This is a genomic window from Pediococcus ethanolidurans (assembly GCF_964062635.1).
GTDB lineage: Bacteria > Bacillota > Bacilli > Lactobacillales > Lactobacillaceae > Pediococcus > Pediococcus ethanolidurans.
Window position 1 is genome coordinate 1,989,639 of record NZ_OZ061250.1, and the last position, 25,675, is coordinate 2,015,313.

Annotated in this window: 23 protein-coding genes, 1 tRNA gene, 1 pseudogene and 1 riboswitch; of the genes and pseudogenes, 7 read left to right on the top strand and 18 right to left on the bottom strand. The window is 36.3% G+C overall.

The window, feature by feature from the left end; all coding sequences use genetic code 11:
* Position 1: 1 nt before the first annotated feature.
* On the top strand, positions 2 to 1,114 hold the full coding sequence (locus tag AB3219_RS09870; protein WP_367369416.1) for a GGDEF domain-containing protein: 1,113 nt from the start codon (positions 2 to 4) through the stop codon (positions 1,112 to 1,114).
* A 74-nt stretch (positions 1,115 to 1,188) separates the two neighbouring features.
* On the opposite strand, the gene AB3219_RS09875 is transcribed toward AB3219_RS09870, so the two are convergent.
* The 3 genes from AB3219_RS09875 to AB3219_RS09885 form a co-directional block, all read right to left on the bottom strand.
* Entirely contained in the window at positions 1,189 to 2,562 is a 1,374-nt protein-coding gene (locus AB3219_RS09875; protein ID WP_216754585.1) for a nucleobase:cation symporter-2 family protein, read from the bottom strand.
* Positions 2,563 to 2,616: 54 nt separating this feature from the next.
* A riboswitch (purine riboswitch) is annotated at positions 2,617 to 2,716 on the bottom strand.
* 111 nt (positions 2,717 to 2,827) lie between these two features.
* On the bottom strand, positions 2,828 to 3,061 hold the full coding sequence (locus AB3219_RS09880; protein ID WP_216754650.1) for a heavy-metal-associated domain-containing protein: 234 nt from the start codon (positions 3,059 to 3,061) through the stop codon (positions 2,828 to 2,830).
* Between the two features lie 94 nt (positions 3,062 to 3,155).
* The gene (locus tag AB3219_RS09885; RefSeq protein ID WP_216754652.1) at positions 3,156 to 5,027 is read right to left on the bottom strand and encodes a heavy metal translocating P-type ATPase; all 1,872 of its coding nucleotides are present in this window, start codon (positions 5,025 to 5,027) and stop codon (positions 3,156 to 3,158) included.
* A 251-nt stretch (positions 5,028 to 5,278) separates the two neighbouring features.
* On the opposite strand from AB3219_RS09885, the pseudogene AB3219_RS09890 reads away from it, so the two are divergent.
* The 5 genes and pseudogenes from AB3219_RS09890 to AB3219_RS09910 all read left to right on the top strand — a co-directional run bounded on the left by AB3219_RS09890 (position 5,279) and on the right by AB3219_RS09910 (position 10,405).
* Positions 5,279 to 6,647 (top strand): annotated as a pseudogene (locus AB3219_RS09890) (ISLre2 family transposase).
* 115 nt (positions 6,648 to 6,762) lie between these two features.
* Positions 6,763 to 6,836 (top strand) — tRNA-Arg (locus tag AB3219_RS09895).
* A 439-nt stretch (positions 6,837 to 7,275) separates the two neighbouring features.
* Positions 7,276 to 8,652 (top strand): ISLre2 family transposase, encoded by a 1,377-nt coding sequence (locus tag AB3219_RS09900; RefSeq protein WP_263766193.1) that lies wholly within the window; start codon positions 7,276 to 7,278, stop codon positions 8,650 to 8,652.
* 302 nt (positions 8,653 to 8,954) lie between these two features.
* Positions 8,955 to 9,548 (top strand): type IV toxin-antitoxin system AbiEi family antitoxin domain-containing protein, encoded by a 594-nt coding sequence (locus AB3219_RS09905; protein WP_057808040.1) that lies wholly within the window; start codon positions 8,955 to 8,957, stop codon positions 9,546 to 9,548.
* Complete coding sequence (locus AB3219_RS09910) at positions 9,545 to 10,405, top strand: nucleotidyl transferase AbiEii/AbiGii toxin family protein (protein WP_236698999.1); 861 nt, start codon at positions 9,545 to 9,547, stop codon at positions 10,403 to 10,405. The genes AB3219_RS09905 and AB3219_RS09910 overlap by 4 nt, the downstream gene beginning before the upstream one ends.
* Before the next feature lie 245 nt (positions 10,406 to 10,650).
* On the opposite strand, the gene AB3219_RS09915 is transcribed toward AB3219_RS09910, so the two are convergent.
* The 13 genes from AB3219_RS09915 to AB3219_RS09975 form a co-directional block, all read right to left on the bottom strand.
* Complete coding sequence (locus AB3219_RS09915; RefSeq protein WP_216754648.1) at positions 10,651 to 10,872, bottom strand: hypothetical protein; 222 nt, start codon at positions 10,870 to 10,872, stop codon at positions 10,651 to 10,653.
* 108 nt (positions 10,873 to 10,980) lie between these two features.
* On the bottom strand, positions 10,981 to 11,211 hold the full coding sequence (locus tag AB3219_RS09920; protein WP_057784943.1) for a helix-turn-helix domain-containing protein: 231 nt from the start codon (positions 11,209 to 11,211) through the stop codon (positions 10,981 to 10,983).
* A gap of 27 nt (positions 11,212 to 11,238) precedes the next feature.
* On the bottom strand, positions 11,239 to 12,105 hold the full coding sequence (locus AB3219_RS09925; RefSeq protein ID WP_057808044.1) for a DegV family protein: 867 nt from the start codon (positions 12,103 to 12,105) through the stop codon (positions 11,239 to 11,241).
* Positions 12,106 to 12,625: 520 nt separating this feature from the next.
* Positions 12,626 to 13,063 carry a hypothetical protein gene (locus tag AB3219_RS09930; protein ID WP_056972778.1) on the bottom strand — a complete coding sequence of 146 codons (438 nt, stop codon included), beginning with the start codon at positions 13,061 to 13,063 and terminating at the stop codon, positions 12,626 to 12,628.
* An 89-nt stretch (positions 13,064 to 13,152) separates the two neighbouring features.
* Entirely contained in the window at positions 13,153 to 15,372 is a 2,220-nt protein-coding gene (locus tag AB3219_RS09935; protein ID WP_367369417.1) for a glycoside hydrolase domain-containing protein, read from the bottom strand.
* A 28-nt stretch (positions 15,373 to 15,400) separates the two neighbouring features.
* The gene (locus AB3219_RS09940) at positions 15,401 to 16,288 is read right to left on the bottom strand and encodes a GH25 family lysozyme (protein WP_216754498.1); all 888 of its coding nucleotides are present in this window, start codon (positions 16,286 to 16,288) and stop codon (positions 15,401 to 15,403) included.
* Positions 16,289 to 16,317: 29 nt separating this feature from the next.
* Positions 16,318 to 16,512 (bottom strand): hypothetical protein, encoded by a 195-nt coding sequence (locus AB3219_RS09945; RefSeq protein ID WP_216762837.1) that lies wholly within the window; start codon positions 16,510 to 16,512, stop codon positions 16,318 to 16,320.
* A 202-nt stretch (positions 16,513 to 16,714) separates the two neighbouring features.
* Entirely contained in the window at positions 16,715 to 16,981 is a 267-nt protein-coding gene (locus AB3219_RS09950) for a hypothetical protein (RefSeq protein ID WP_367369418.1), read from the bottom strand.
* Positions 16,982 to 16,985: 4 nt separating this feature from the next.
* Positions 16,986 to 17,474 (bottom strand): hypothetical protein, encoded by a 489-nt coding sequence (locus tag AB3219_RS09955; protein WP_216754501.1) that lies wholly within the window; start codon positions 17,472 to 17,474, stop codon positions 16,986 to 16,988.
* Between the two features lie 71 nt (positions 17,475 to 17,545).
* Positions 17,546 to 19,258, bottom strand: coding sequence for a peptide ABC transporter substrate-binding protein (locus tag AB3219_RS09960; RefSeq protein WP_367369419.1), 1,713 nt, complete (start codon positions 19,256 to 19,258; stop codon positions 17,546 to 17,548).
* A gap of 231 nt (positions 19,259 to 19,489) precedes the next feature.
* On the bottom strand, positions 19,490 to 21,139 hold the full coding sequence (locus tag AB3219_RS09965; RefSeq protein ID WP_367369420.1) for a peptide ABC transporter substrate-binding protein: 1,650 nt from the start codon (positions 21,137 to 21,139) through the stop codon (positions 19,490 to 19,492).
* Between the two features lie 212 nt (positions 21,140 to 21,351).
* Positions 21,352 to 21,591, bottom strand: coding sequence for a hypothetical protein (locus tag AB3219_RS09970; RefSeq protein ID WP_057784947.1), 240 nt, complete (start codon positions 21,589 to 21,591; stop codon positions 21,352 to 21,354).
* Between the two features lie 181 nt (positions 21,592 to 21,772).
* Positions 21,773 to 22,228 carry a DUF2715 domain-containing protein gene (locus tag AB3219_RS09975; RefSeq protein ID WP_367369421.1) on the bottom strand — a complete coding sequence of 152 codons (456 nt, stop codon included), beginning with the start codon at positions 22,226 to 22,228 and terminating at the stop codon, positions 21,773 to 21,775.
* Between the two features lie 212 nt (positions 22,229 to 22,440).
* Between AB3219_RS09975 and AB3219_RS09980 the strand changes: the two genes are divergently transcribed.
* The gene (locus AB3219_RS09980; protein ID WP_263766171.1) at positions 22,441 to 22,983 is read left to right on the top strand and encodes a VanZ family protein; all 543 of its coding nucleotides are present in this window, start codon (positions 22,441 to 22,443) and stop codon (positions 22,981 to 22,983) included.
* Positions 22,984 to 23,339: 356 nt separating this feature from the next.
* On the opposite strand, the gene AB3219_RS09985 is transcribed toward AB3219_RS09980, so the two are convergent.
* Both AB3219_RS09985 and AB3219_RS09990 read right to left on the bottom strand, forming a co-directional pair.
* Positions 23,340 to 24,026: an AAA family ATPase gene (locus AB3219_RS09985; RefSeq protein ID WP_367369422.1), complete on the bottom strand. Its 687-nt coding sequence runs from the start codon at positions 24,024 to 24,026 to the stop codon at positions 23,340 to 23,342.
* The gene (locus tag AB3219_RS09990; RefSeq protein ID WP_367369423.1) at positions 24,023 to 25,531 is read right to left on the bottom strand and encodes an AAA family ATPase; all 1,509 of its coding nucleotides are present in this window, start codon (positions 25,529 to 25,531) and stop codon (positions 24,023 to 24,025) included. The genes AB3219_RS09985 and AB3219_RS09990 overlap by 4 nt, the downstream gene beginning before the upstream one ends.
* Positions 25,532 to 25,675 lie beyond the last annotated feature (144 nt).

Sequence of the window (25,675 nt, forward strand, 5' to 3'; positions counted from 1 at the left end):
CATGGTAAAATTTTTTTATGCCAGTTTAGTCACAACCCTTTTTAACATCGGTTTTGTTGCTGTCCTGCAGCTTTTAATTCATTTCACCGATAAGAATAATATCGGCCACAATAAATATCTCTGGCACTACGAGATCGTGTACGCTACATATTCAACCATTCTTTCCGCATTGCTATTATGGTTAGGCGCAAATGGACTTGGTACTTTTACGGCCGATTTATTGATTAGTCTCCAATTTCTCACCTTAACTGGGCTAACCTCCGTATCGATCACTTTACGAACAATTTTAATTGCTACGGCAGCCAATTTCTTACTATTTATAATTGCCAATGGTGGTCTAAATTTACCATTAAGTATTTTCATAGCTTTCACGTTCCTACTTTTAATTCTAGAGCGTCATTTTCTTTATCCCATTGACGGTCACCGGCCATCCCGGGTCTTTGTTAACATTCTGATTAGCAGTGGTCTTTGGCTTTACATGTACGTTGCCAATCGAGCGGACTTTCAAAACGCCATTATTTTTTCACTGACATGCATCATGGCCAACATTTTGACTTATTTCTACACCAATCTATTACGGCAAGATCACAAAAAGAAAGTCAAGATCGAAATCGAGGCAACTTTCGATGATCTTACTGGTGCTCGTAACTGGCGAACCTTTGAAATGGATCTACAACATCAATATCAACTCCATAATAATAACCAGCAGTTAAGCTTGGTTTCGTTTGATATTGATCATTTCAAAGCAATTAATGATAGTTATGGTCATGAAACTGGCAATGTTGCGTTATCCACACTCAGTCATGCGATTCAACACGTTTTGAATAAAAACGGTCTTGGAAATAACTTATACCGAACCGGTGGCGAAGAATTTTGCATTCTAATTCCTGAAAGCTCTTCAGAACACGCAAATGATATTGCTGAACAATGCTTAAATAAAGTGCACGCTTTACAAATTCCCAATCAAATCGGTGAAAAATTTGGTTTAACTATCTCACTCGGTGTTTCTCAACTTTATCAAGAAGACACGGGTGGTGAAACCCTTTTTGAACGCGTTGATAAAAACCTTTATCACTCAAAACAAAATGGACGTAATCAAATTACCGCTGAATAATGCTAAACTCCTAACAAAAAGATTCGCAAATTTCGACAATCTGTTTGATCAGATTTGAAATTTACGAATCTTTTTTAATTTACTTCATTTTTACGTTGCAATTTAAAAATTAAGTTTAATAAAACTGCCACAATACTTGTGACCACAACACCATTGCCAAGAATTAAATATAATTCTGATGGTAAAGCCTGAAAAATGCTTGGCACACTGGAAACTCCCAATCCGGCACCAATCGAAACAGCAGCGACAATCAAATTACGACTATCATCAAAATCAACGCTTTTAAGAATGCGGACACCTTGTAACCCAACTGTCCCAAACATCACAAGCATTGCGCCGCCTAAAACTGGGGTTGGTACAACCGTTGCCAAGGCACCGACTTTTGGTAAGAGGCCAAGAATTAATAAGAATAATCCGGCAAAGTAAATTGGTTTACGTGTTTTAACACCGGAGAATTGAACCACGCCCACATTTTCTGAAAAAGTTGAGTATGGGAATGTATTAAAAATGCCACCCAAAATTTGGGCAATGCCTTCCGCACGATACCCACGTTTTAAATCATCGCCCGTTAAATGGCGATTAGTCATGTCACCTAGCGCAAAAAATACCCCCGTTGATTCGATCATCGTGGTCAATGCAATCAGAATCATCGTCACTGAAGATGACCATTCAAAATGGGGAACACCAAACATGAAGGGTTCTGGAAAACGGAACCAGCCACTTTGCGATACCGTACTCAGTTTAATCATCCCTAAAGCACCTGCCAGGACAGTTCCCCCAACTAAACCAATCAAAATAGCAATTGATTTGATAAAACCGCGTCCCCACACATTAATTGCAATAATTAACGCTAACGTGAAGCCACCAACAAGTAAATTATTTAAGGAACCGAAATCATGTGCACTAACGGTACCGCCACCCAAATCGGTAATGGCTACTGGCATTAACGTAAAACCAATCACGATAATCAATGAACCTGTCACAACTGGTGGAAAAAGATTACGCATCTTCGAAAAGACGCCACTCATCAGTAAAACAAATAGCCCAGAAACAATAATGGCTCCGTACATGGTGGTGATTCCTAACGTCTTACCAATCGTCCCCAATGGTGTGATTACCTGTACTGCACATCCCAAAACCACTGGCAAGCCGATTCCAACTAAACGAGTTCGATGTACTTGCAATAAAGTGGCAATGCCACACATAAATAAATCCATGGAAATTAGCAACGCTAATTGTGTGGCCGTAAAATGTACAATTGCACCAATTAGCAACGGCACCATCACATCTCCGGAATACATCGTCAGTAGATGCTGCAATCCCAATACTGCTGCATGCCCATTTGAAGTTGAACTCTCTAATGGAACTCCCTCACCAGCATCAAAATCTATCTGTTCTTGTGCCCACTTCTCCTTTGAAACCAACTTGTTACCCCCTGTTGAATCCATATATAACCTATCGCACTGCAAAACAAAAACGATGTCCGCAAATAGAAGACATCGTTTGATGAATTTATTGCGTATAGTCCAGAATTTACGGTTCTGGGTAGAAACTCGCCAACCATATTAAGGCGTTTATATATGCATTTCGTTTTTAATTACTAAAGTACTATACCACCGAATTTTTAGTTTATCAACATCAGATCGTTTTCACTAATGCCCGAACATAAAAAACGGTGTGCTCCAAAAGCTGCTCTGGAGCACACCGTTTAACTTATTTAGCTGGTTGTTTTACCTTTACACTTTGAACTTCGTAGCTCAAGTTTTTAACAACCTGTGCTAATGCATCTGCTGTATTGGCTGTATCATCAAACTCAATTTTTACTTTACTAGCATTGAAGAGTACTTTTACTTTTTCAACACCAGCCTGTTTTTCTAATGCGCCTTGAATTTTTTGCATGCATGATGGGCAAGTCAACGCCCCTAATTGTAAGATTGCTTTTGTCATTTTAAATTTCCTCCTTATTTACTTTATACATTTATTATAGTGTTCAAGTTATCAATTAAAATTGATCATCGTCAAGTTTTGAAAAGTTTTTTATTTATTTTGCACCAGCTGCGTGATAACGAATTAAACGCATCGCATTGAAAATAACGACCAAGATACTTGCTTCATGAACAAACATCCCACTTGCCATGTAGATATAACCAAATATCAGACCAATGAACAGGAAGACTACCGTGCCAATCGCAATGATAATATTCTGACGTGTGTTAGCAACGGTCTTTTTGGCCAAACCATACGCATGAACCAATTCGTGAAAACTAGATTGCATCAACACAATATCAGAAGTTTCAATAGCCACATCAGTTCCACCGCCCATTGCAATACCGATATCAGCAGTAGCAATCGATGGACTATCGTTAATCCCATCACCAACAAATGCTACCTTATGGCCTTGGTCTTTAAGTTGTTTAACAAACGTGACCTTGTTTTCAGGTAAGAGATTGGCATGAACTTCATCGATACCAAGTTCTTGGGCAACGTGATTAGCCGTAATTTCATTGTCACCAGTTAACATCACTAGTTTTTTAATTCCGAGTTGTTTCAAAGCGGCCAAATTCTCTTTGACATTATCACGAATAACATCAGAAACCCCAATAATTTGTTGAATCTTATGATCTACAGCGACAATAACAGTTGAACTTCCAGTTGCTTGCAAATTCTTCAAATCGGTTTCTTCTGCTTCAGTCAATTGAATTTGATTAGCAGTCATCAATTTTTGATTACCAACCAAAATTTGATGTTGGTCGATTTGAGCCTCAATCCCTTGACCTTTAATGGTATTATTCGTCGTTATCTGTAAATTCTGAAACGCAATCTTTTGTTGCGTGGCATAAGTTGTAATTGCTTTGCCTAAAGGGTGATCAGATTGACTTTCCAATTTTGCTGCAAACGCTAAAACTTGATTTTGATCATCAGCATAGTTTTTAAGATCAGAAACTTCTGTATTACCTTTGGTTAAAGTCCCAGTCTTGTCAAACACCAATGTATCAATCTTGGCAAAGGTATCCACCACTTCGCCACCTTTGATCAAGACACCATTTTTGGCACCATTACCAATTCCGGCTACGTTTGAAACTGGTGCACCGATTACCAAAGCACCAGGGCAACCAAGCACCAGAACCGTGATCGCTAATCGAAAGTCACGCGAGATGAATCCAACTAAGATCGCTAAAATAAGTACTGCTGGTGTGTAATACTTCGCAAACTGATCAATAAACTTTTCAGCATGTGATTTTGTATCTTGAGCATCTTCAACTAATTCCACAATTTTGGCAAAAGTTGTATCATCTCCGACTTTAGTTGCCTTAATTTTCAAGGTTCCGTTATCTAAGATTGTGCCTGAGAAAACGCCGTCGCCGACCTGTTTAGTCACTAGTTTAGATTCACCCGTAACACTTGCTTCATTTAAGTATCCAGAACCCTCTACAACATCACCATCAATTGGGACTTGACCACCCGTTTTAACAAGCACGATGTCGCCCTCATCTACGTCATCCACATCAGTTTCAACGATTGAACCATCGTCTTGAACAACTTCAGCAGTGGTTGGTGCCATTTCAGTTAACGTCTTAATTGATTCACGCGTTTTTGCCAACGTCTTCGCTTCTAGAAAACTCCCAAATAAGAATAGGAAAGTGACAATTGCTGACTCATTGAACTCCTGAATGACAAAAGCACCAATGACCGCGATGCTGACTAATAATTCGATTCCAATTACGCGTACTTTTAAAGCTTCGACTGCTCGAATAATAATTGGTGTGGCTGCAATGATTGAAGCTAACACAAAAGCGACCGTATATAGCATTTGCGATCCTACTGCCTCACCCAGAAAACCAATCGCGATTAATGCCGCTGACGTCCACGTAATCGCATTAACATTTTTTTGAATAACCTGCTCAAATTTCATCATATTTCTTAACCCCTCGCCTTTATTTGATAAGTCTAATATAGTCGGAAATAGCACTATTGAAATTGACTGGGGTCAAGTTTTGCAAAATTCATCAATTTTTGGTCAATTTTTTAAAACTCTGAAGTTAGTGTAAGGTTTTCCTAGATGGTCAATAAAATTCTAGGAATATTCATTTTGAGTTGAATATATAGAAAAAGACCTGTAGCCTTTTAATCGACGAAGATTAAAGGAAAGGATACAGGTCTTTCATGTATATTTTAGCAGATTTTATTGAATCATTGGGAAATTTAGACAGTTTATTTGATTTAGAGGAGCAGGTAATTCTTCATCTTAGGAAGTCATTCCAGCTGGTTGTAGCTGAATATCTGAGGCAATTAGATGAAACGCTCGTTCCATCAATTCCGGCGGAAAATACATTCATTAATCGACAGGCTAGAACAATTGAGTTTATGTTTGGGGCCGTTAATTTTGAAAGAAGATGTTATCTTCGACCAAATGGAAGCTATTACTTCCCGTTGGATGAACAGCTTCAGTTGGAAGAAAGAAAAAGAATTTCACCTTATTTTAAAAGTGTCGTTGCCAAAATTGGGCAAACGACAACGATGAGAAATACGGCAGCGATGATCAATCTGGCCAGTCAGACGGATATTAGTGCTTGGTCAGTAGACCGAATTATCAGAGACATGGCAGATACCGTGAAGACAGAAGAAAAATCGTCCGAAAAGAAAATAGTTAAGAGACGAAAAGTTGAGAACTTAGTGGTTGAAGGCGATGCCTTTGAGATACACAAAATTAATCGACGAAGACAGGACGTCCACCATTACATTGTTTTTGAATCAGGTTTAGATGGAACAAGATCAAACAAAGTTGAATTCGTTGGTATCAATCAAAAAAAGGTTCAAAAACGAGTAACTGACTACATTGAGAAGTATTATAGAATCAGTGAAATGACCGTGTTTACAGCAAGTGATGGTGGCCCAGGGTATAATCCGGAAAGTATGCGAGAAATAGTTCCGAGTGCTCAAAGAGTTGAATTTACTATCGATCGGTATCACTTTGTTAAAAAGATTAAACAAACCTTTGGTTTATTTAATCCATTGGTTGAAAAAGGCCGTTAAGAGCGTTAGCTTGTATGATCAGAATCAGTTAAACGTTATTTTAGATACGTTTGAGTCGCAAATTAAAACTGATAAGGAGCTTGAGAGCCTAAGAACCCTAAGGCAATATTTGGCAAGAAATTGGCAGTTTATAAAGTCTCCACACGATCGTGGCTTCATGAAGATCGGCAAATTAGGATCCATTGAAAGCTCACACAGAGCGTATACGTATCGGATGAAAAAGCAAGGTAAAGTATGGTCCGAAAAAGGCCTTGAAGCTATGTTGAAATTAATTGAAGCTCGGGTAAACGGTAAGCTGAATAAATACTTACGTGGTGGTTTAAGAAAGTTACAAGAGATAAGGATTGAGATAGCGACGGAACCATTGAAGACGTTGAGTTCAGCCCAGCTGAGCAGCAAGCACCATTCTAAGCATATTGGCGTTCTTGCAGGTAAAATACCAGTTGATGCCCCAACAAGTAGCCCCATCGGAGCAATAGCAAAAATATTTTCAAACTAAGAATTATGTATAAATATTTGGTTGATTATAAGGTACCTAGGAAAACTTGACACATACACTCGGAAAGCTGACTTGATTATCCCTAATATCTATGGGAAAATACGAAAGGAACCTTGTCCTCGTGGCTCAACTGGATAGAGCAATCGCCTCCTAAGCGATAGGTTGCGAGTTCGACTCTCGCCGGGGACATAAATAGTATATTCATCAAATACCTTACATTTTTGATAGAGCAGTCTCTTCCATTGTTACTATATGGAAGAGACTGCTCTTATTTTTTGAAAAACTTAAATAAATAGACAAACATAATTGATAAACTAGCGTATCTTAAGAATGGTACAGCGCTTATATTGGGTATATCAATTAATATTCCAACACTAACTTAATTTGTCAAAGCTGAACCAAGTTCTGCTATTTCAAAATCTTGGTTTGCACTCACAAATAACGAAACATGATTAGGTTATTACAATAATTTTCGATGCACAAAAGAATAATATGGTTATCGAAGACTAACATTTATGTTAGTGTAAAGTTTTAGTAGGAAAGTGAAAAAAAGCCTTTTCAAAACACGAGAAGACCGTTAATCTTCTAATTAGGTATAGCAGCCAAAAATTAGGAGGTAACGGTCTTCATGTCTCAGATTTTAACAGAAATCATGACAGTTTTAAAGGAAAGTAATAGTTTATTTAATGCGGAACAGGATTTAATGATTCGGTGCCAGGCATTGATTGCCACGGCTTTAGGCCAAGCATTAGAGGATTTAGATGATCTTTTAATTGGAGAAACAGAATATCGAGAAATTATTGGCAAACGACAACGAACGTTAAATTTTATGTGCGGAACAGTTACTTTTAGACGTCGTTTGGTTAGATTAAATGACAAAACCTATGTCTATCCTTTAGACCGGTACTTACAGTTAATTCCACGAAGTAGGTTTTCACCTTTGATGGTTGAAAAGGTCGCTAAGCTAGCTTCACATAGTGTTTTACGGACAACAGCCTTGGCTGTTAACCTTTTGACCCCACTTTCCATCAGTCATCAAAAGGTGGATCAACTTTATCAATCAGCGGGTGAACAATGTGAAAAACAACGTGAAGAGACTACATTAGTGAACATCGAAAAGAAACGACAAGTTCCTTATCTGTATTTGGAAGGCGATGCCTTTTGTGTGGCCTTAAAGGCTAAGCAACACCATAAAAATGTCCTTATTCATCGACTGCAACTAACGGAAGGTATTAGCCAAAATGGCCGACGACGTCAGACGTTAAACCGGCATGTATTTACGGGATTAAACCGGCAAGCAGTTTTTAATCAAGTACAAGATTATCTCGATCAGAATTATGATTTACGAGCAACTATAATGATTACCGGTAGCGATAATGGGAGTGGCTATGAACCATCCTGCTTTGATGAATTAGCGGTTGGGGCCAAAAAACATGAGCACTTTTTAGATCGTTATCACTTGAACCGAAAAATTCGTAGTCGATTAAGCAAGATGCCTAAGATTCTGCAAAGTAAACTATTTCAGGGTGTGCATAATTGGGATAATGATCAAGTTCAAATTGTCCTTGATACGTGTGAGTTTCAAGCCAATGATGCAGATAGTCTGGAAGCAATTCAACTTTTACGGAGTTACTTGAAACGTAACTGGAATTATTTAAAGCCAGCCAACAAGCGAAGCTTAGCTACCGAAACCGTGTGTTTAGGTGGCTGTGAAAGTAATCATCGACGCTTTACCTATCGGTTAAAACATCAAGGTCGCTCTTGGAGTAAAGCTGGATTGAAGGCGATGATTGCGGTGATTACCAGTGAAATTAACGGGCAATTAGAAACAGCAATGATAAAGATGACCAATACCTTGCCAATAAGCATCATGCCAGTTAAAGTGGCCGCTAGTTATTTTCTTAAACAGCCTTTTACACAACATCAAGGAATTAGGCACGGCAGTATTTCATTAGACGCAGCAACTAGCAGTGCTATGGGTAATTTGGTGAAGGCTATTTCATAGGATTTGAATAACAGGTGGAGTGGAGGCGTTGGTGAAAGAGTGTGTCGATGTCACTTAGCGATTTATCGCTTAGAGACATGGGAGACTGGAGAGATCCACTTCTGGCCTGAAGGGCAAGAAGTTAGCTCGTAAGCGACCCACACGACCCCGCATCAACGCCGGAACGAAACAAAAAGTAGTTAAAAACATAAATAAAATCTAATTAGAAGCACTACCTACTAAAACTTGACACATACAACATTTATACACTTATTATAAGAAAACAGCGTTTATATGTTAGAATATATAAAGAGGTGATGATAATGTCTAATAAAGAGAAGATCCTCTCGCATTTAAAAGCGCATAACGGCATGATTACTGTTGAAGAAGCGGCTTCTATGGGTGTCAACCGTTACTTCTTGTCAGAATTAACCGACAGTGGTCAACTTGAGCGAGTTAATCGTGGTGTTTATATTGATCCAGCTATATTTGAAGATGAAATGGCAATTTATCAATATCGCTTTGGTAAGGGAATATTTTCATATAATACCGCACTATATCTCCATGGATTAACAGATCGTACACCGCGTAAATACGATATGACATTTCCTTTGGGCTATCATTCTGCTCGAATCTCTGACTATAACATACGATTCTATACGCAATCTAATAAATATTATCAATTAGGAATTGAATCTGAAATTACGCCAAATGGAAATACAGTCCGTGTTTATTCAATTGAAAAAACACTGTGTGATTTGATTCGTGGCAAGAATAAAAAAGATTCAGAACTAATTTCAATGGCAATGAACGGTTATGCTGCACTACCTAATAAAGATGTTAACTTGTTGATAGAAATGGCCCAAAAGATGAATGTGGAAACACAAATCAGAACATATCTGGAGGTACTTCTGTGAAACAACAATTTAGAAACGGTATGCAATTTAAAGCCTACGTAAAAAAGCTTGCTAAAGAGAATGATGTTACTGCTCAATTGATATTACAAGAAATTATGCTTGATGAGCTTTTAGAACGTTTATCAGTTTCCACGTATAAGAACAATATGGTACTTAAAGGTGGCTTTTTAATTGCTTCTCTAATCGGCGTTGATACTCGGTCAACTATGGATCTAGATACAACGTTAGTAGGATACCCATTGAGTTTAAAAAGTATTACAAATGCATTTACTGATATTTGTTCGATAGAAGTTGATAATGATCAAATTGAAATGACGGTTGTTAATGTTGAACCAATTAGAAAAGATGATGAATACGGTGGTTATCGTGTACACATCGATGCAGTTATTTTAGATGTGCAAACTGTCATCAAGGTTGATGTCTCGACTGGTGATAAAATGACACCCAAAGAAATTCATTACAAGCATAAACTAATTACTGAGGATAGAAAAATTCCTATTTTAGCGTATAATCTTGAAACAGTTCTTGCCGAAAAATTAGAATCGATTGTGGCACGGGGTAATGCCAACACACGGGCCAAAGATTTTTATGATGTTTATCAACTAAATAAATTAGAGCAACAAAATATTGATTTTCCATTACTAAAAAAAGCAATTTTGAGAACGGCTGAAAAACGCAAAACAACTTCATTTCTAACTGATTATTCCTCAAGATTAGATTCAGTAAAAGAGACACCTGTTTTGATACGTTTATGGAAACGATATGGTGAAGATCATGATTATGCTGAAGGAATTGATTTTGTGGATACGGTTGATGCTGCTAAAGAGTTACTTGATTTTGCTAAGAGAAGTATGTAAATTATTCTGTAAAATATTGATACTTAAATATTATTAGTCAGGATATATCAATAAGTGAAAATTACGTCCGTTTTCTACTCACAACACATGATAATTTGAGTAGAAAGCGGATTTTTTATCACTAGTTTAGAGAAAATTATACTTCTTTGGCACCAACGACGTATAAAACTCACTAATCACACCGACACTAAAAGCAAGTAGCGATTAATCGAAATTCTCTACCATGCATATTCTAATCACTCTAACTAATCATCATCCCGTTCAGAAACATCCGTAACGGCGTAATCAACAATCAAGTTTAATAAACGTCGTGGTAATTTTCCACAGATTTGAAAGTATGAGGTCTTCTCCAAACTAACATTGGCGGCTTCAATTCCATGCCGTTTAATATGTAACATTGTTTTATCTTTTTCCACCGTGGTTACGCCCAGCATTTCCACTTTTCTAATAAATTCGCTTGTTTTCATTATTTTCACCCTATTCTAACGTCTAATTTTAGCACTTTGCTACAAAAAAACGCTAAAGTTGAGTTATCCACCAATGTGGTCAATTTCCTCTAACTTTAGCGTTTTTTGTTATTTCTTCAAATCTTTTAATTGACTCTTCTTGATCCCCGTGACAGCTTCCATTCCCTCACGTGTCACAATCAGTTGTTTACCGAATTTACGAATGGTTCCTTCTGGAAATCGTTTTGGATACTTATTATAGATTGTTCGGACGTAATCTTTTTGTTTGCCCCACATAGAGCTTGCTTCATGACTACCCATATAATCTTGATCGTTTAAATCGATTTTTAATTTTCTCATGTTTTTTGTTCCCTCACTTCTGTCTCTTTAAATTTCTTCTTTGACCCATAGAATGGCGACTGCCCCTGGTCCCAGATGTGCACCAAGAACCGGTCCAATTTGACCAGTTTCCACTGCCGCGACATTCGTTAATTTCGATTGAATGTTTTCACGCCATTTTTCAATCGCAGGTTCATTATCCGTGCCACACAGAAACACACGCACTGCATATGGAAGATCTTTCGTTTCATTAATAAAACGATTCACAATGTTTGCTTTGGCCTTTTTCAACGAACGCACTTTATCGACAGCCTCAATATTATACCGCTCTTTATTCAAAGAGAGAATTGGTTTGACTTTTAACAATGAACCAACAAACGCCGAACCACTCCCTAAGCGGCCACCATGAACAAGATTCTTCAAATCATCCACAATAAAATACTCCCCAATTGTTGCTTTTAACTCAGTTAACTTAGCGATGATTTCGGTCACCGGCCTTTGTGCCAGTGCCATTTTAGCAGCTTGAATAACCAAATATCCCAATGGCTGTACGGAAATCTGTGAATCCACCACATGAACCTTAATTTCTGCAACACTCTTCGCGAATTGCGCCAAATTGGTGACAAAACCACTAACACCACCAGTTAAATGAATACTAATAACTTCTTCATAGCCTTCTTTTGCGAGTTGGTGGTAAATTTCTTCCATGACTCCCATCGAAGGCGGAGCTGTGGTTGGAAAACTTTTTTCTGTTTTTAGTCGTTTATAAAACTCGGCATCACTAATGTCAATTCGTTCTCGATATTGATGATCACCAAAGCCTACTGAAATTGGTGCCACAGTAATTCGTAATTTTTCACAAACATTTTGAGGAAGATAGGCCGTACTGTCGGTCACAATCGCAGTTTTTGTCAAATTCTTTCACTCCTAGATTGATTAAGTGTTCAAAGTATACCGCTACTATCCAAGATCTAATGACATTGTGATGCATAATTACGACAAAAGCCCATTCTACCAGGTTTGTGACTACTTTTAACTCGTGACACCTAAATTTGAATTGTCACAATCTAACGCAGGTTGAAAGTTATGCTAAGTCGGTTTCTAACTCAATTAACTTTTCGCCAAAACGGGTAGGTTTTTCATTTGATTATTTTTTAGCCCACATTAACTTACACCATTGACTACCCTGAATAGAGCGTAGCAAGGTCCTCTCAGAAAGTCAAAAATTGTGCACACAACAAAAGACTCAGAATAGCCGCTAACTCGCAGTCATCTGAATCTTTGCGTGATCTATTTTTCTACTTATAGACCCTGAAATGTCTTGTTTTTGAGATATAAAATAGTTAAAAACAGATACAGCTTTAATTTAGTGGAGTTTTTAAATCTGGAGTTATTTTTATGTTTAGAATTTGCTGCTTATAAGGCTGTTGAGGTACTACTCCGTTATTGAGAGAAGAAGGGCAAATAAACTTAACAATAGTGAACATACGGCAGATCCATATAAACCAATAGCTTTTTGGATTTCTGCTTTTTTTGAAATAAGTGGTGGTAATTTTTTCGTTAAAGTATATTTTTTAAATAACTTTTGTTCAAAAAGATGTGTTAGGACTTGTATGAATACAAATAAAAATAGTAATGCTTCAAACATGAGTGAAATACGTAAATCCTTTTTGATTATAAGTGTATAGAGCGCACTCACAACAATAAAAAATCCCACTAAAAGGCATATATAACGGAATTTTTTAATAGTAGCTGAATATTTATGATAAAAAGCAGAGGACTTATTTTGTTTTTTTAGTATTTTTTTTTCTTTTTTTTGTGGTATAAGGTATAAGAATGCAAAAATAAAAAGTAAAAGTAAAAGTAAATACATTATGGTTTGTCCTTTCTAAAGCTAAGTTTTAGTTTTACATAAAAAAATAGCAAAAGCAACAATATATCATTGTTGCTTTTGCTCAATATTTAGGCGAAGGCGAGTAACAGTAATAAACCTCCCCCAAATCCAATTAAAAGCGCAGACGCTTCAGTTTCAGTTGGAATGGATTCTAATGCACTAGATAGTAAAGTCGTATAATATTGCTCTAAATTTGTAGCATATTGTTTTACGTTACTTGCAGCGTTGACTAAATTATCAAGATTATTATTATATTTTTTAACATCTGTGGCTGTAACACCAACTGGGACAGAGGAACCAGTATATTTATGCATATGAATTTTTAGAGTTACGGCATACCCCAGGTCATAGGTCGTATTATCTGACCCTTTGTGTTTAATTGAAGATTCAAGTCGTAAAGTGAGGACATGTTCACCAGCACTAATATTGCTGGTTGTTGTAATTGATCCATTTTCTATTTTTCCACCAATTGACGAAATTTGAGATAATAAAGCATTCGGATCAAAAGCCAATTTGTTTTCTTCAATAACTTTTTGGACGGGGTTGTCAAATGAGAAGTCAACATGATGATTTTTGATACTATATGTCGTGCTTGCTAATCCTTTATCAGTACTTATTTGACCTTCAAACTCAGCTTCTAGAGTAATGGTTGCAAATAAAGTATTAACAGTATAAATATCGCCTGCCACAGATATCTTAGTTCCCTTAAAGAGATGAAAAATGTTTGTTCCATCAGCTAGACTTTGAATAACCTTATTTACTTTATCAAGATCATCAGAAGTACCAATTTTATCAGGAGTAAGCTTTTTGACTGCAGTTTGCCGCTCCTGTGTTGTGGCAACTTTATCGATTGCAAAATCTCCGATTGATATTTCTGAAAATTGATCGAATGACCATACTGTTGGAATAGCAAAGCCTAAGTTACCTGAATAACCGGTTGACATATCTGAAACAAAAGCTTTAGTGGCTAAACCAGCTTTAATAATTGTTTCTGAAACATTCCGAGTTCCATATATTCCTGTTTTATAACCATAACTTGCAACACTGCTCTGAACAGCTTTAAAGTATGGAGTAGCTGATCCAGCAATATCACCGTTTTGAATATCAGCGTCAACTGCAAAATAAATCACAGTGTTAGTAGGAAAGCCCAATCTTCTTGCTGCTTGCCCGGCCTTACTACCATCCGAAAGACCACGAGAAGTAGTGAAATATGTTTCTTTATCAGACGCCCCATCTTGAAAAATTGGGAAAACTGATAACCCGGCACTAGTAATGGCTTGAAGTTCAGTTGCAGTCAAATTTTTATTTCGTTCTGTATTGCCACTACCTACGGTTCCGGTCAAGTAACGACCAACGATTGAATAACCAGCATTTTTAAGAGTAGTAACTCGAGAAGCATTTAGTTGGTATGAGGTGTCACATGCAATTGCAGATCGATCTGGATTACCAGCTGAAGTCAATAGACTCATAAAAACATCTAATCCAGCAGAAGTACCACTGGTAGAATTTAAGGCCATTGTTGTTTCAAAAGAAGACACTGCACTAGAAATAGAAGCGCCATATGAACCATCAAAGGCTCCTGTATAAGTTTTATTGTTTGCATAAAGCCCCCACTGTAGAATTCTGACGAAATTGTTAGTTTGGCCTTGAGCAACAGTTGGTGTTTTATCTTTTGTAGCTGGCCCATAATAACCATTGGCGGTTCCGACGGCCAAACCCTCTTCCGCTTGTAGAGCGTAAATTAAAGCCGTATTTGTATCTCTTTGATAAATTCCGTCACATGGTAGAATACCAGTGTAAGCTTGATAGTCATGATTAAGCTGTTGTTGCATTGAACGAATTTTGGCGTCCCCGCCAGGAACTAGCACAAAAGCGCTCATTGTCAATAAGGCTTGCATAATATCTGAGTTTACTTTGGCGCTAGTATCTTTGATACCGGCGTCTTTTTTTAGCTCAACTACTGCCGCAGCAGTAGCGGTAGTGAATTCTCCAGTAAAATCTTCCGGGTTGATCCCTTTACACCAAAAACCACCTTGAATAATTTTGACGACATTATGCTTAAAACCGGTTTTAACTTTGCCAGCAAATTGAGCATCCCATTTAGCCGCAGTGGAAGGACCAAAGTTATCGACTAGATTTGTGATCCCTAATTCGTGCTGTAAAGCTCTCGTTAAGCCATAAACTGTGTCCCAACCAGTATTACCATTTTCAGGCACTTTGCCAAATCCAGCTACTTTACCATAAGTTTTGTTTAGCCAGATTTGTGTTTCTTTTACCATTTCATCCATAAATAAAACTTCCTTTCTGTACTTGCTTTTAATTTAGCACTAAAAATAAAATCATCAAACATAAGTTCGAATAAAAAACAAAAAATTTTTTGAGTAAGCTTGTTAAATAAGGCTTATGCACCCCTTTGGTTCTGTTTTTAGACTTACTACTTTTGGTTTGCGGTTTAGAAATTTTCTGTGTGACATGCTTTTGGGTAGGTTTATTTGCAATATAACCTTTGTGCGTAACTCCTAACAGATCAACGTTTCCATCTAAATCTCCAGCAACATAATTTGAAGTAAACTGCCAAATAGCCACGCCAGGTAGGCTAGGAAAAGAATGATAATCAGGGGTCGTAGCTAAATTCATGTCCCGATAACCAGCAACCCATAAGCAAGCTCCAAATTGTTTTAATATTGTCTCTAACTGAACGTGAACTAATAAAAAATATTTTGAACTATATAACATTGGAGTATATCCTTTGGCCTTGATTTTGTTCATGGCGTATACAAGCAGTTTAGTGTTTGTTGCTTTAGCAGCTGGCCCAGCCTCAAAATCAATAGCTATAATCGAGTCATGTGGTGTTTTAACTTTAGGTAGAACATAGGCCAGTAATTTATCTACTTGTTGGCGCGCAGTGATATCTTCCCACCAAAAATAAGAATGAGCATGTAAGTCTTTAGCACGTGCTGCTTTGATTTGGCTTGCATAGGTTGTTTGTGGATATAAGCCAGTTTTAGCGGTATAACCACCGATTTGCGCAAGCATAAAAGTATCGTTTGCATAGCCAAATTCGCCTTGTGCAGTTTGATAACGGGACCAATCAACTCCTTGCGTCCGATTTGCGCTTACCGTTCCAGTAGATAAAAAAGTAGCTCCTAAGGTAATTACTATTAAAAGCACCAAACCTGTTTTTACATCATTTTTGATTGTCATCCCCTCCCTTCATATATTTATTTTTGTTGTTAAGGCTCTAAACTATCTAAACGGTAAACACGCAAAGAATTTTCATATTTAGTTCGGGCGGCATAGGTGGGTGTCGCTTCGAATAGTAAAGTATGTTCTGAGATGTTTTGTCGCCTTGATAATTCAGATAAGGTTCCAACGTCAATAAAAAGATCACCACGATATAATGTGTAAAGTGCTTTTTTTCTAGTCATAGATTAGCCTCCCCCAAACAAATATCGTCTATTTTTTCGAACGTATGTTCGAAAAAAGAACAATTAAATATTAGCATGAAAAAATATTTAATCAAAGGTTATTTTTAGCTTGCTTAAAATTTGCTGATTTAAAAAGCACCCACCTAATTAAATATAAGGTGAGTGCTTTAGGTTTATTTCTTTTCAGTGATAAACAGTCGGTCTACTTAAGTTCAAGAGCTTGCTTGGAATTGCTATTTGCATCCTGAGAATCGTCAATTTCGGGTTTTACTTTATGTCCTGCATTATCTTTTATGATCGTACGCTCATTGGGTTTTGTTGTAGGTTTTTGAGGCTTTATTAGCTGACCAGTGTTGTCTTTTACAATAGTTGTTTCACTTAAAAGAAGTGGTTTATTAAAGAAAAGAACTCCAGCTATGACAACTGCAGTGATTAATCCTAAGACAAGAAAATTTCTTTTGTTTTTCATAGTGTTACTCTCCCGTTACGTGATAGTTTTGTCCACTAACCGGATTGTCAGCAAAAAAGTAAAAATATGTACCTGTATTCATTGTATAAGGGGAACCGCTTAGAGGTAAGTTAAAGTATGAACTTATGTTTACGGGATTTCCAGGTGTGGTAGTTGTATATAAACCGAATCCACCTTTATTAACTGAAATCTTGAACTTTTTAGTTCCATTACCTACGAATAAATATCCACCATAGCGACGTCCAGATCCTGTAAAACCATTTGAAAAATAAGAGGCATGTTTTTTAATTCGCCAAATAGAGGTTGGTCGTATTTTTGCCTTAGGAGATATCGGATTAGTATCGATCGTAGTAGGTTGTATTACGCAGCCGTTTTTATCATAGATAACAGTTGTCGTTGAGTTAGTGTTAGTTTGATTAGCACTGGCGTTAATACTAAAGATAAAAAGTAGCGGTAATGTAAAAAGTAAAGTTTTAAAGAATAGCTTTTTCATTAGTTTAAGCTCCTTTCATAAATTTTATAATCGAGTTTATTATAAAATGAATATCTTTTTTATAACAAGAATTAGGTTTGCTTACAATTGCTATTTTGACTTAATCTACGGAATAGAGAGGGGCTATTTCTCACGTAGACACCCTTCCAGTTCCAAGGAACACCGGCAGTGTTATAAATATAGCCTTTAACTTTTGTATTGATTAATTGTGGAACCACACCATTATACAATGGCGCATTTCCTTGTTGATTCATCAAAATCTTTTCAGCTTTGACCATATCTTCCCAACGTTTCTGCGTATTATTTGCATCCGCGTTGTTTGCCTTGTCAATTAACTTATCGTACTCTTTGTTGCCCCACTTACCATTGTTGAAACTGTTATCGGAAGTGAATAAGCCTAAATCAGAGATTGGATCGGAGAAGTCAGCTCCCCAAAGCGTGATAACCAATTGGAATTGTCCCTTAGCTGAACGAGCCAAACGTGTTTTGTAAGGAATCGTTTGAACATTGATCTTCAAGCCCGGTAATTTTTCCAACTGTGATTGTAAGAATTCGGCAGCTTTCTTGCCGGCATCGGTATCATCAGCCATCAGGGTGTAAGTTACACTCTTTTTACCTTCTGCTTTTAATCCCTTTGCCCAAAGTTTCTTGGCTTTTGTCAGGTCATAGTTCACACCAGTACCAGTGTAAGCCTCTTTGGCAAAGTCTTCACCAGTCTTAGGATTGCTTGCTAAACCATCAGTAACGAAGCCCTTTGGTACTGTTGATCCATCTGCCAAAACATTATTAACCAGTTGTTTGCGGTTAATTACTAACGACATTGCTTGACGAATATCTAAGTTTTGGAAAGCTTTGATCTTCTTGTAGTTGTATTCAAGATAAGCATTGCGCGCTTCACGGCCTAAGAAGAAGGACTTGCTACTCTTCATATTTGCCACTTGGGTTCCGGATAAAATGGTTTGATCCACTTGTTTGCCTTGGAAAAGGTTCAATCCGGTTTGTGTATCTTTAACAACTTGATCGTTTAATTTATCTAAGTAAACGTGTTTTTTATCCCAGTAATTTTTATTCTTAACTAATGACCATTTATTATTGGTTCCCGTCCATCCCTGTAAGGTAAATGGACCATTGTAAACTTGATATTTACTTTGCGTTGCGTATTTGTCACCGTATTTCTCCACTACTTTTTGATTTTGAGGGAAGAAACTTGGGAAGCCCATTAACAACTTGAAGTATGGAATGGCTTTTTCGAGGGTAACCGTTAATTTATAGTTGCCATCAGCTTTAATTCCTAAGCTGCTAACTGGTTTCTTGCCAGCTTGGATCTGGTCGGCATTTTTAATACCGCTGTATAAGTACGCATATTGAGAACCCGTTTTCGGATTATTGATGCGTTGCCAAGAATAAACAAAATCTTTGGCTGTTACTTTGTCACCATTACTCCACTTCGCATTTTTACGAAGAGTAAAGGTGTACGTTTTACCATCTTTGGATACTTTGGTCTTGGTCGCAATACCTGGAAGAATTTTATTGTTTTTACCCAAACGATATAAGCCTTCATTGGTATTGTTCATCACATTAAAACTAATCTGGTCAGTTGCAATTGATGGGTCAATTGAAGGTAATTCTGATTTTTCTGTCCAATTGACAACCTGTTTTGCAGCTAAATTACTCTTATCTACGCCATTGCTATTTGATGAAGATGACTTACCGTTACCACATGCAGCTAATAACAGCAGGGGAAGTGCAACTAATAAAGTTACCGAGCCTTTTTTGAATTTCATCTACGAAACAACTCCTCTATATTTTGATTCTGATTATGAGAAACTATCTAACCAAAATTTAATGTTAAATATAGCGTATGGTTGCATTCCTGCCAATACAAAAGTTAAACGAATATTAAAAAGTGTCATAAATGTGTGAATTTTATGAGTAATATTAAAATTACCAAAAAAGATTCGTAATGAACTGTTATTTCAGTCATCACGAATTTTTAATTTTGATCTAATTGCCAATTATTTGGTTACATACATACCCTTCCAGTTCCATGGCACACCGGCTGTATTGTAAACATAACCTTTTACTTTAGTGTTGATCAGTTGTGGTGCGACACCATTGTAAAGTGGTGCATTGGCTTGTTGACTCATCAAAAGCTTTTCAGCCTTGACCATGTCTTCCCAACGCTTTTCAGTGTTGTTAGCATCACCATTATTAGCTGCATCAATCAACTTATCGTATTCTTTGTTACCCCATTTACCATTGTTAAAGCTGTTTGTTGAAGTGAACAAACCTAAATCAGAAATTGGATCGGAGAAATCAGCTCCCCAAAGCGTCACAACTAACTGGAATTGTCCCTTTGCAGAACGCGCTAAACGTGTCTTATAGGGGATGTTTTCAACGTTGATCTTCAATCCTGGTAATTTTTCGAGTTGTGTTTGCAAGAACTCAGTAGTCTTCTTACCCACATCTGTATCATCAGACATCAAAGTATAAGTAACACTCTTCTTGCCTTCTTGTTTCAAACCTTTGGCCCATAACTTTTTAGCTTCTTTTAAGTTATAGGTAACTCCAGTTCCACCATTGTATGCTTCCTTAGCGAAATCTTCACCTGTCTTCGGATTGCTTGCCAAACCATCGGTAACGAAACCTTTTGGTGTGGTTGAACCATCTGCCAAAACTTTAGTTACTAACTGCTTACGATTAATTGCTAATGACATTGCTTGACGAATATTCAAGTTTCGGAAAGCTTTAATCTTTTTGTAGTTGTATTCAAGATAGGCATTTCGCGCTTCACGGCCTAAGAAGAAGGATTTACTGTTCTTCAAGTTAGCTACCTGTGTTCCGGAAATGGCAGTTTGATCGACTTGTTTACCTTGGAACTGATTCAAGCCCGTCTCAGTGTCCTTCACAACTTGATCATTAATCTTGGTTAAGGTCACATGTTTTTTATCCCAGTACTTTTTGTTCTTTACTAAACTCCACTTGTTGTTAGTACCCGTCCATCCTTGTAAGGTAAATGGACCATTGTAAACTTGGTACTTACTCTGTGTTGCATACTTACTGCCGTACTTCTGAGCCACTTTTTGATCCTGTGGGAAGAAGCTTGGAAAGCCCATTAACAACTTAAAGTATGGAATTGCCTTATCCAATTTTACAGTCAATTTATATTTACCAGTAGCTTTAATTCCTAAAGTTGAAACTGCTTTTTTGCCTGCTTGAATTTGATCCGCATTTTTAACTCCACTGTACAGGTATGCATACTGTGAACCTGTCTTGGGATTGTTAATTCGTTGCCACGAATAAACGAAATCTTGGGCGGTTACTGAGTCACCATTACTCCATTTGGCATTCTTACGTAATGTAAACTTGTAAGTTTTGCCATCTTTTGAAACAGTGGTCTTAGTTGCCATTCCGGGTTCGATTTTATTATTCTTGCCTAATCGATATAACCCTTCATTGGTGTTATTTAAGAGGTTAAAACTAATCTCATCAGTTGCTAACGATGGATCAATTGATGGTAACTCTGAAGATTCTGTCCAATTGACCACCTGTTTAGTTGCCAAATTGCCCTTGCTGCTCGATGCAGAACTCCCATTACCACATGCAGCCAGTAGTAACAGTGGAACGACTGCCAAAATCGTTGCTGTTCGCTTCTTAATTTTCATTACTTGTACAACTCCCTTGCCTGCTTACATTTAATTACGAGAAAGTATCTAATCATAATTTAATCTAAATGCAGTTCCGTTTAGGTGCTGTGTCAACCCAAAATTAAATAAAAATGTGAATTATATTAAAACAGCGTAAAAAAGAAGGGATTTGCTTAACTAGCAGATCCCTTCATTTCAAAAAACGACGTTCTATTTATCTCAATAATACATTATGCTTCAATCTTTTTAGCTTCCGCAAACCGGACAATTACTCGTCCATGTAAATCGTGTAATTCTTCGCTGCGAGCCTTAGCCACCGTATCAGGATCGATATCAATCAAGATGGAGTTTTCATAAACTTTGCCAACTTGTCCGTCAAATCCAGTTGGTAGCAAAGCAGTTTTTTTAACGTGTACTTTATCGCCAACGTCAAAAGGCTTCTTGACTGGTTCTTCTTCATTTTTTTCCATTATTAGCATCCTTTCGTGGGTATCCTCAAAAACTTAATTTATGTTTCAAAGCTTACTCCTGTCTCAGAAAAGTTTCTCTGGCAACTGCACTATGTTAGCACAGATTACCAACTTCGAAAATACTTTCATCACAGTGCTCCTACTATTATAAAGATTTTAACCCAAATGGTAAAGCCAGACGCTAGAATTTCTTTTGACCATTCATTAATTTAATTGTTTTACGCCATGATAAACTATGATGTTCATTTTTATTAAGCTTCTTGTAATATAGTTGTGCTTCAGGGCCTTGACCCCACATTGCCAATGCCTTGTATTTGCGCCCATTCTTTCCTTTAACCGTGACTAATTTGAAGAAGAAACCAAATCCCCATCGTTTATCAGAAAGTGAATAGCTGCCCTTATAGTAAGGTTTGAATACCATATACTTACCGTATGTCTTTTCCATAACGGTATGATTTAAACCAACCATTGACGTCTTTTTTACGTTCAATCCTGTTCGTTTAGTTAAGTACCATTTGCCTCGCATTGCGACTGGTACAGAAGTTCGGGAAGCGGCCTGAGTTTCCGTACTATTCGTTAACATAAACATCCCCATTGCTAATCCAACAACCAATAAAAAGCGCATTACTTTTTTCATCAAAACCGCCTCCAAATGTTACATAAATATTACAATCTCTTTACGAGTTCATCATATAGCTTTCTGAATTCGAATGCAATCTTTTTTTGAAAAAGTTTAAGGAAGTACAAAGATGTTTAGAAAAAGTTAACTAAAACCCTTATGCTTAAAGGTTCTATTCTAGTTAAATATGCGATATAATTAAAACATTAATCAATTTGGGAGGTGGTTCAATGATAATACTTCAATATTTACCGTTTGTAATAATTTCATTACTAGTTGCCGTCTATAACATCAAAAAAATGCGTGTAAATCCGTCACCATTTTCAATTTTAGTAAGAACCACCTTCATCATCTATGTCATTAGTGTTTTTTACTTAATTTTCACGCCTGGTACTTATTCATTCAGTATGAATGCTGTTTTTCAAACCGTTCATGTGGGTTACGCAAAAGTAGTTGCAATGCCCTACCGTGATTACAGTATGCAGGCTATCTTAAATGTGATTATGACTATTCCAGCTGGTGTCTATCTATATATCTTTGGTTTTAGGGATCGACCAGTTTTAGTTGAAGTTTTGCTCATTGCTTTGGGCATTGCCGTATTCAATGAAGGCGGTCAGTTTGTCTTAGATCAACTTGTTCACATCAATCGAACTGTAGATATCATGGATGTCATTCATAACGGATTAGGAGTTGTCCTTGGTTTCTATCTAATGACCCCGTTCAATTTATTTATACGTAGTGAAGAAAAAAGCCTTCAGAATGGTAAATTCTGAGGACTTTTTAAATATTTATATTTAAACATGAGTAGTCTCCGATATTATTATAAGCGTATTCGTTGCGCTTTTTAATCTAAAAAGTCGCGTTTACTATAGATCTATACCAGAATTGAAATACAAATAAAAAAGCAGAAAGAATCTCATCTTTTTGACCATACTATAGAAAATATAAATTTTCTTTGCCACAAGTGATATTGATAAATCAACATTCGTTAGATCCATCTAAACTCAAAACTCAGCTCGCTTCCAGATATTGTTTTAACTTGAATATTGTGAATTTCAAATGTGGCGTAGACGTTAGAAAAAAAGATTTCAAACTCATAGTTTTCAAAGATAAAAATAACGTTTTCGTCTTACCAATCAACAACTCGTTCGCTCAACCTACTCCAATTATTCATATTCATTGCCTTTACATGCTGGGTATCCTTATTATTTAATACCCATAAAATAGTTCTGGCAGCGGACTGTACTTCTCGAGCTGATGTTTCTGAAGCAAAATCTAAAGTATATGATATTCCATGCGAAAGTGAGCTGACAATATCTAGTGCTCTTGATATATCTGTTCTTTTGGTCAAGGGGATTTCATAAGCGTTCATGATGCTATCTAGTGATGCATTTGTGACATTTTCGATATTATAGTTTGTCCTAGCGTGTGTTTCAAATAAGAATCGACATTTATTTCCAAATTGAAGATAGTTTGTACTCTGTTTTACTTTGTCGCGACCTTTCAAAGCAAAATTAACAATTTCATTAAACGTTGAACGATATTCATCACTGTAGTTTCTAAATTGATTTGGATCTACAACCTCGATATAGCTTTGATCATTATCATCCTTAAGAACTCTGTATCTTGTTATGCCTTTATTCATTCGGAATGCAAAATTATGAAAATCAAGGAGTGAATGAGTAAAAATAAAAATATTAATATTTTGAGTTTTCAATTCATCAAGAATTTGATTAATCAAAGTTGTTAAAAAATATCGATTATTAGAATCAATACTGGTTATCGGATCATCCAAGATAATTGAATTAACACTCATATCAAATTTACGTTCATTTTTTTCCTATCGTCATTTGGAATATACTGTTCAAATAAAGAAAAATAAAATTTGATAAATGCTAGTAAACGAATTTCTCCCTCACTTAATGATGAAGCACTAATCGATTTTTCATCATTATTTCGTAAAACAATATCAAATCCATTAGCCTCCCGTTCACTAAATTTCAATTTAAAACACAAACCTAATGATTGAAGTGTTTTATTAACCAGTTCCATAAATCCTTCCAAATCATTATTTTCATTTTTCAAATTCGTTATCTTTTTTTCAAGCAACTGAAGCGATTTAGACTGCTCATCTAAAATACTTGTAGAATTATTAAGTTTATCAATATTTTCTTTAATACTAACATCTTCGGACAACCTTTTACCAATTTGCTTTTTTGTCAAATTGCCAATTAACGTCTTTTCTTGATTTTTTTCATTAATTTCATCATTAATTTTTTTTAATAACATTTCAATAGCAGAATTTAATAAATGCACATTACTAAATGCCTTTTGATTTAGTTCTATAACCTTATCCGTTGATTTAGATTTTTTCTCTAAAACAGCAAGTACAATCTTAATAGACTCTTGCGCAGACCTAACTTGTTCCACCAAGCTATCTTCTTGAATACCACTAAGCTGTGTTAGTGCGTCGTGCAGCTCCTTAACTGCATTATCAATTGTGCTAATTAATAATGCATATTCTGAATTAATACGATCATGAACATTTTTACTAACAGTTTCTGTAAAGAATTCATTTCCACAAAACAAACATATCTGCTCATCTGGGACTTCCTTCTTTTCCAAATTATGTAACTCAGCACCACGTTTTAGCCATTCAAACACACTACTTGTGACACTACTTTCAGGTTTTAACACTACTTGTTTCAAAGAGCCCATAAGTTCTTTTTCTCGAACTAAATTAAAATTTGGTAAAATTTTCATGAGATTGTTTTTTCTATTATTAAGACTAACCAATACATTATCTATCTCTTTAGAAGACGAAAAATTCGATTTAATCTCTTTATATTTATCAATTTCATCTATCCATAAATTATACGCGCCAAGAGGATCATCCTTTGAATTCGGTTTTTGATAAACCTTATGCGTGTGAAAATCATTTTTTACATCGTCAATAATTGCTCTCATTTGTTTATTAAAGAGTGATTTTGTTTTGGATATGTCATCTTGAGTTTTAAAAATTGAATCTTTCAGTTGTTCAATTTTTTCACCCGTTTTTCTAATAGAATCACTTTTGTCAATCTGAGCTTTTCCTATAATTAATGTTGTTCCAAATATGGTCTCACTTTTCTTTATATTTTCCTCAACATAAATACTATCAAATGTTCGCGTATGCTCAGGATTTAGTTTTTTGATGTATTTAGATAAGGCTGTTTTGCCACTACCATTCTGTCCAAAAAAAACACTAGTCTTGTCTAATGGTTGATCAAATGTATAATTATGAAATGACTTTGAATCAACTTTTGAAAGTTTATACTCCATTAAAAATCCTCCTAATATTTGTAACAGTATTAGCTCATAAATTATCATCTGAAATATTGATTTATCAATTAGATACAAATCTTTCACCGATGAAATAAGAAAACCCAAGCGTTTAGCTTATCTACCACTTTAAATACTTATTTT

Bases quoted from the DNA above. Each gene is read 5' to 3' on its own strand.
- AB3219_RS09870 (WP_367369416.1), top strand. From the start codon at position 2: ATGGTAAAATTTTTTTATGCCAGTTTAGTCACAACCCTTTTTAACATC.
- AB3219_RS09875 (WP_216754585.1), bottom strand. From the start codon at position 2,562: ATGGATTCAACAGGGGGTAACAAGTTGGTTTCAAAGGAGAAGTGGGCA.
- AB3219_RS09880 (WP_216754650.1), bottom strand. From the start codon at position 3,061: ATGACAAAAGCAATCTTACAATTAGGGGCGTTGACTTGCCCATCATGC.
- AB3219_RS09885 (WP_216754652.1), bottom strand. From the start codon at position 5,027: ATGAAATTTGAGCAGGTTATTCAAAAAAATGTTAATGCGATTACGTGG.
- AB3219_RS09900 (WP_263766193.1), top strand. From the start codon at position 7,276: ATGTCTCAGATTTTAACAGAAATCATGACAGTTTTAAAGGAAAGTAAT.
- AB3219_RS09905 (WP_057808040.1), top strand. From the start codon at position 8,955: ATGTCTAATAAAGAGAAGATCCTCTCGCATTTAAAAGCGCATAACGGC.
- AB3219_RS09915 (WP_216754648.1), bottom strand. From the start codon at position 10,872: ATGAAAACAAGCGAATTTATTAGAAAAGTGGAAATGCTGGGCGTAACC.
- AB3219_RS09920 (WP_057784943.1), bottom strand. From the start codon at position 11,211: ATGAGAAAATTAAAAATCGATTTAAACGATCAAGATTATATGGGTAGT.
- AB3219_RS09930 (WP_056972778.1), bottom strand. From the start codon at position 13,063: ATGTATTTACTTTTACTTTTACTTTTTATTTTTGCATTCTTATACCTT.
- AB3219_RS09935 (WP_367369417.1), bottom strand. From the start codon at position 15,372: ATGGATGAAATGGTAAAAGAAACACAAATCTGGCTAAACAAAACTTAT.
- AB3219_RS09940 (WP_216754498.1), bottom strand. From the start codon at position 16,288: ATGACAATCAAAAATGATGTAAAAACAGGTTTGGTGCTTTTAATAGTA.
- AB3219_RS09945 (WP_216762837.1), bottom strand. From the start codon at position 16,512: ATGACTAGAAAAAAAGCACTTTACACATTATATCGTGGTGATCTTTTT.
- AB3219_RS09950 (WP_367369418.1), bottom strand. From the start codon at position 16,981: ATGAAAAACAAAAGAAATTTTCTTGTCTTAGGATTAATCACTGCAGTT.
- AB3219_RS09955 (WP_216754501.1), bottom strand. From the start codon at position 17,474: ATGAAAAAGCTATTCTTTAAAACTTTACTTTTTACATTACCGCTACTT.
- AB3219_RS09960 (WP_367369419.1), bottom strand. From the start codon at position 19,258: ATGAAATTCAAAAAAGGCTCGGTAACTTTATTAGTTGCACTTCCCCTG.
- AB3219_RS09965 (WP_367369420.1), bottom strand. From the start codon at position 21,139: ATGAAAATTAAGAAGCGAACAGCAACGATTTTGGCAGTCGTTCCACTG.
- AB3219_RS09970 (WP_057784947.1), bottom strand. From the start codon at position 21,591: ATGGAAAAAAATGAAGAAGAACCAGTCAAGAAGCCTTTTGACGTTGGC.
- AB3219_RS09975 (WP_367369421.1), bottom strand. From the start codon at position 22,228: ATGAAAAAAGTAATGCGCTTTTTATTGGTTGTTGGATTAGCAATGGGG.
- AB3219_RS09980 (WP_263766171.1), top strand. From the start codon at position 22,441: ATGATAATACTTCAATATTTACCGTTTGTAATAATTTCATTACTAGTT.
- AB3219_RS09985 (WP_367369422.1), bottom strand. From the start codon at position 24,026: ATGAGTGTTAATTCAATTATCTTGGATGATCCGATAACCAGTATTGAT.
- AB3219_RS09990 (WP_367369423.1), bottom strand. From the start codon at position 25,531: ATGGAGTATAAACTTTCAAAAGTTGATTCAAAGTCATTTCATAATTAT.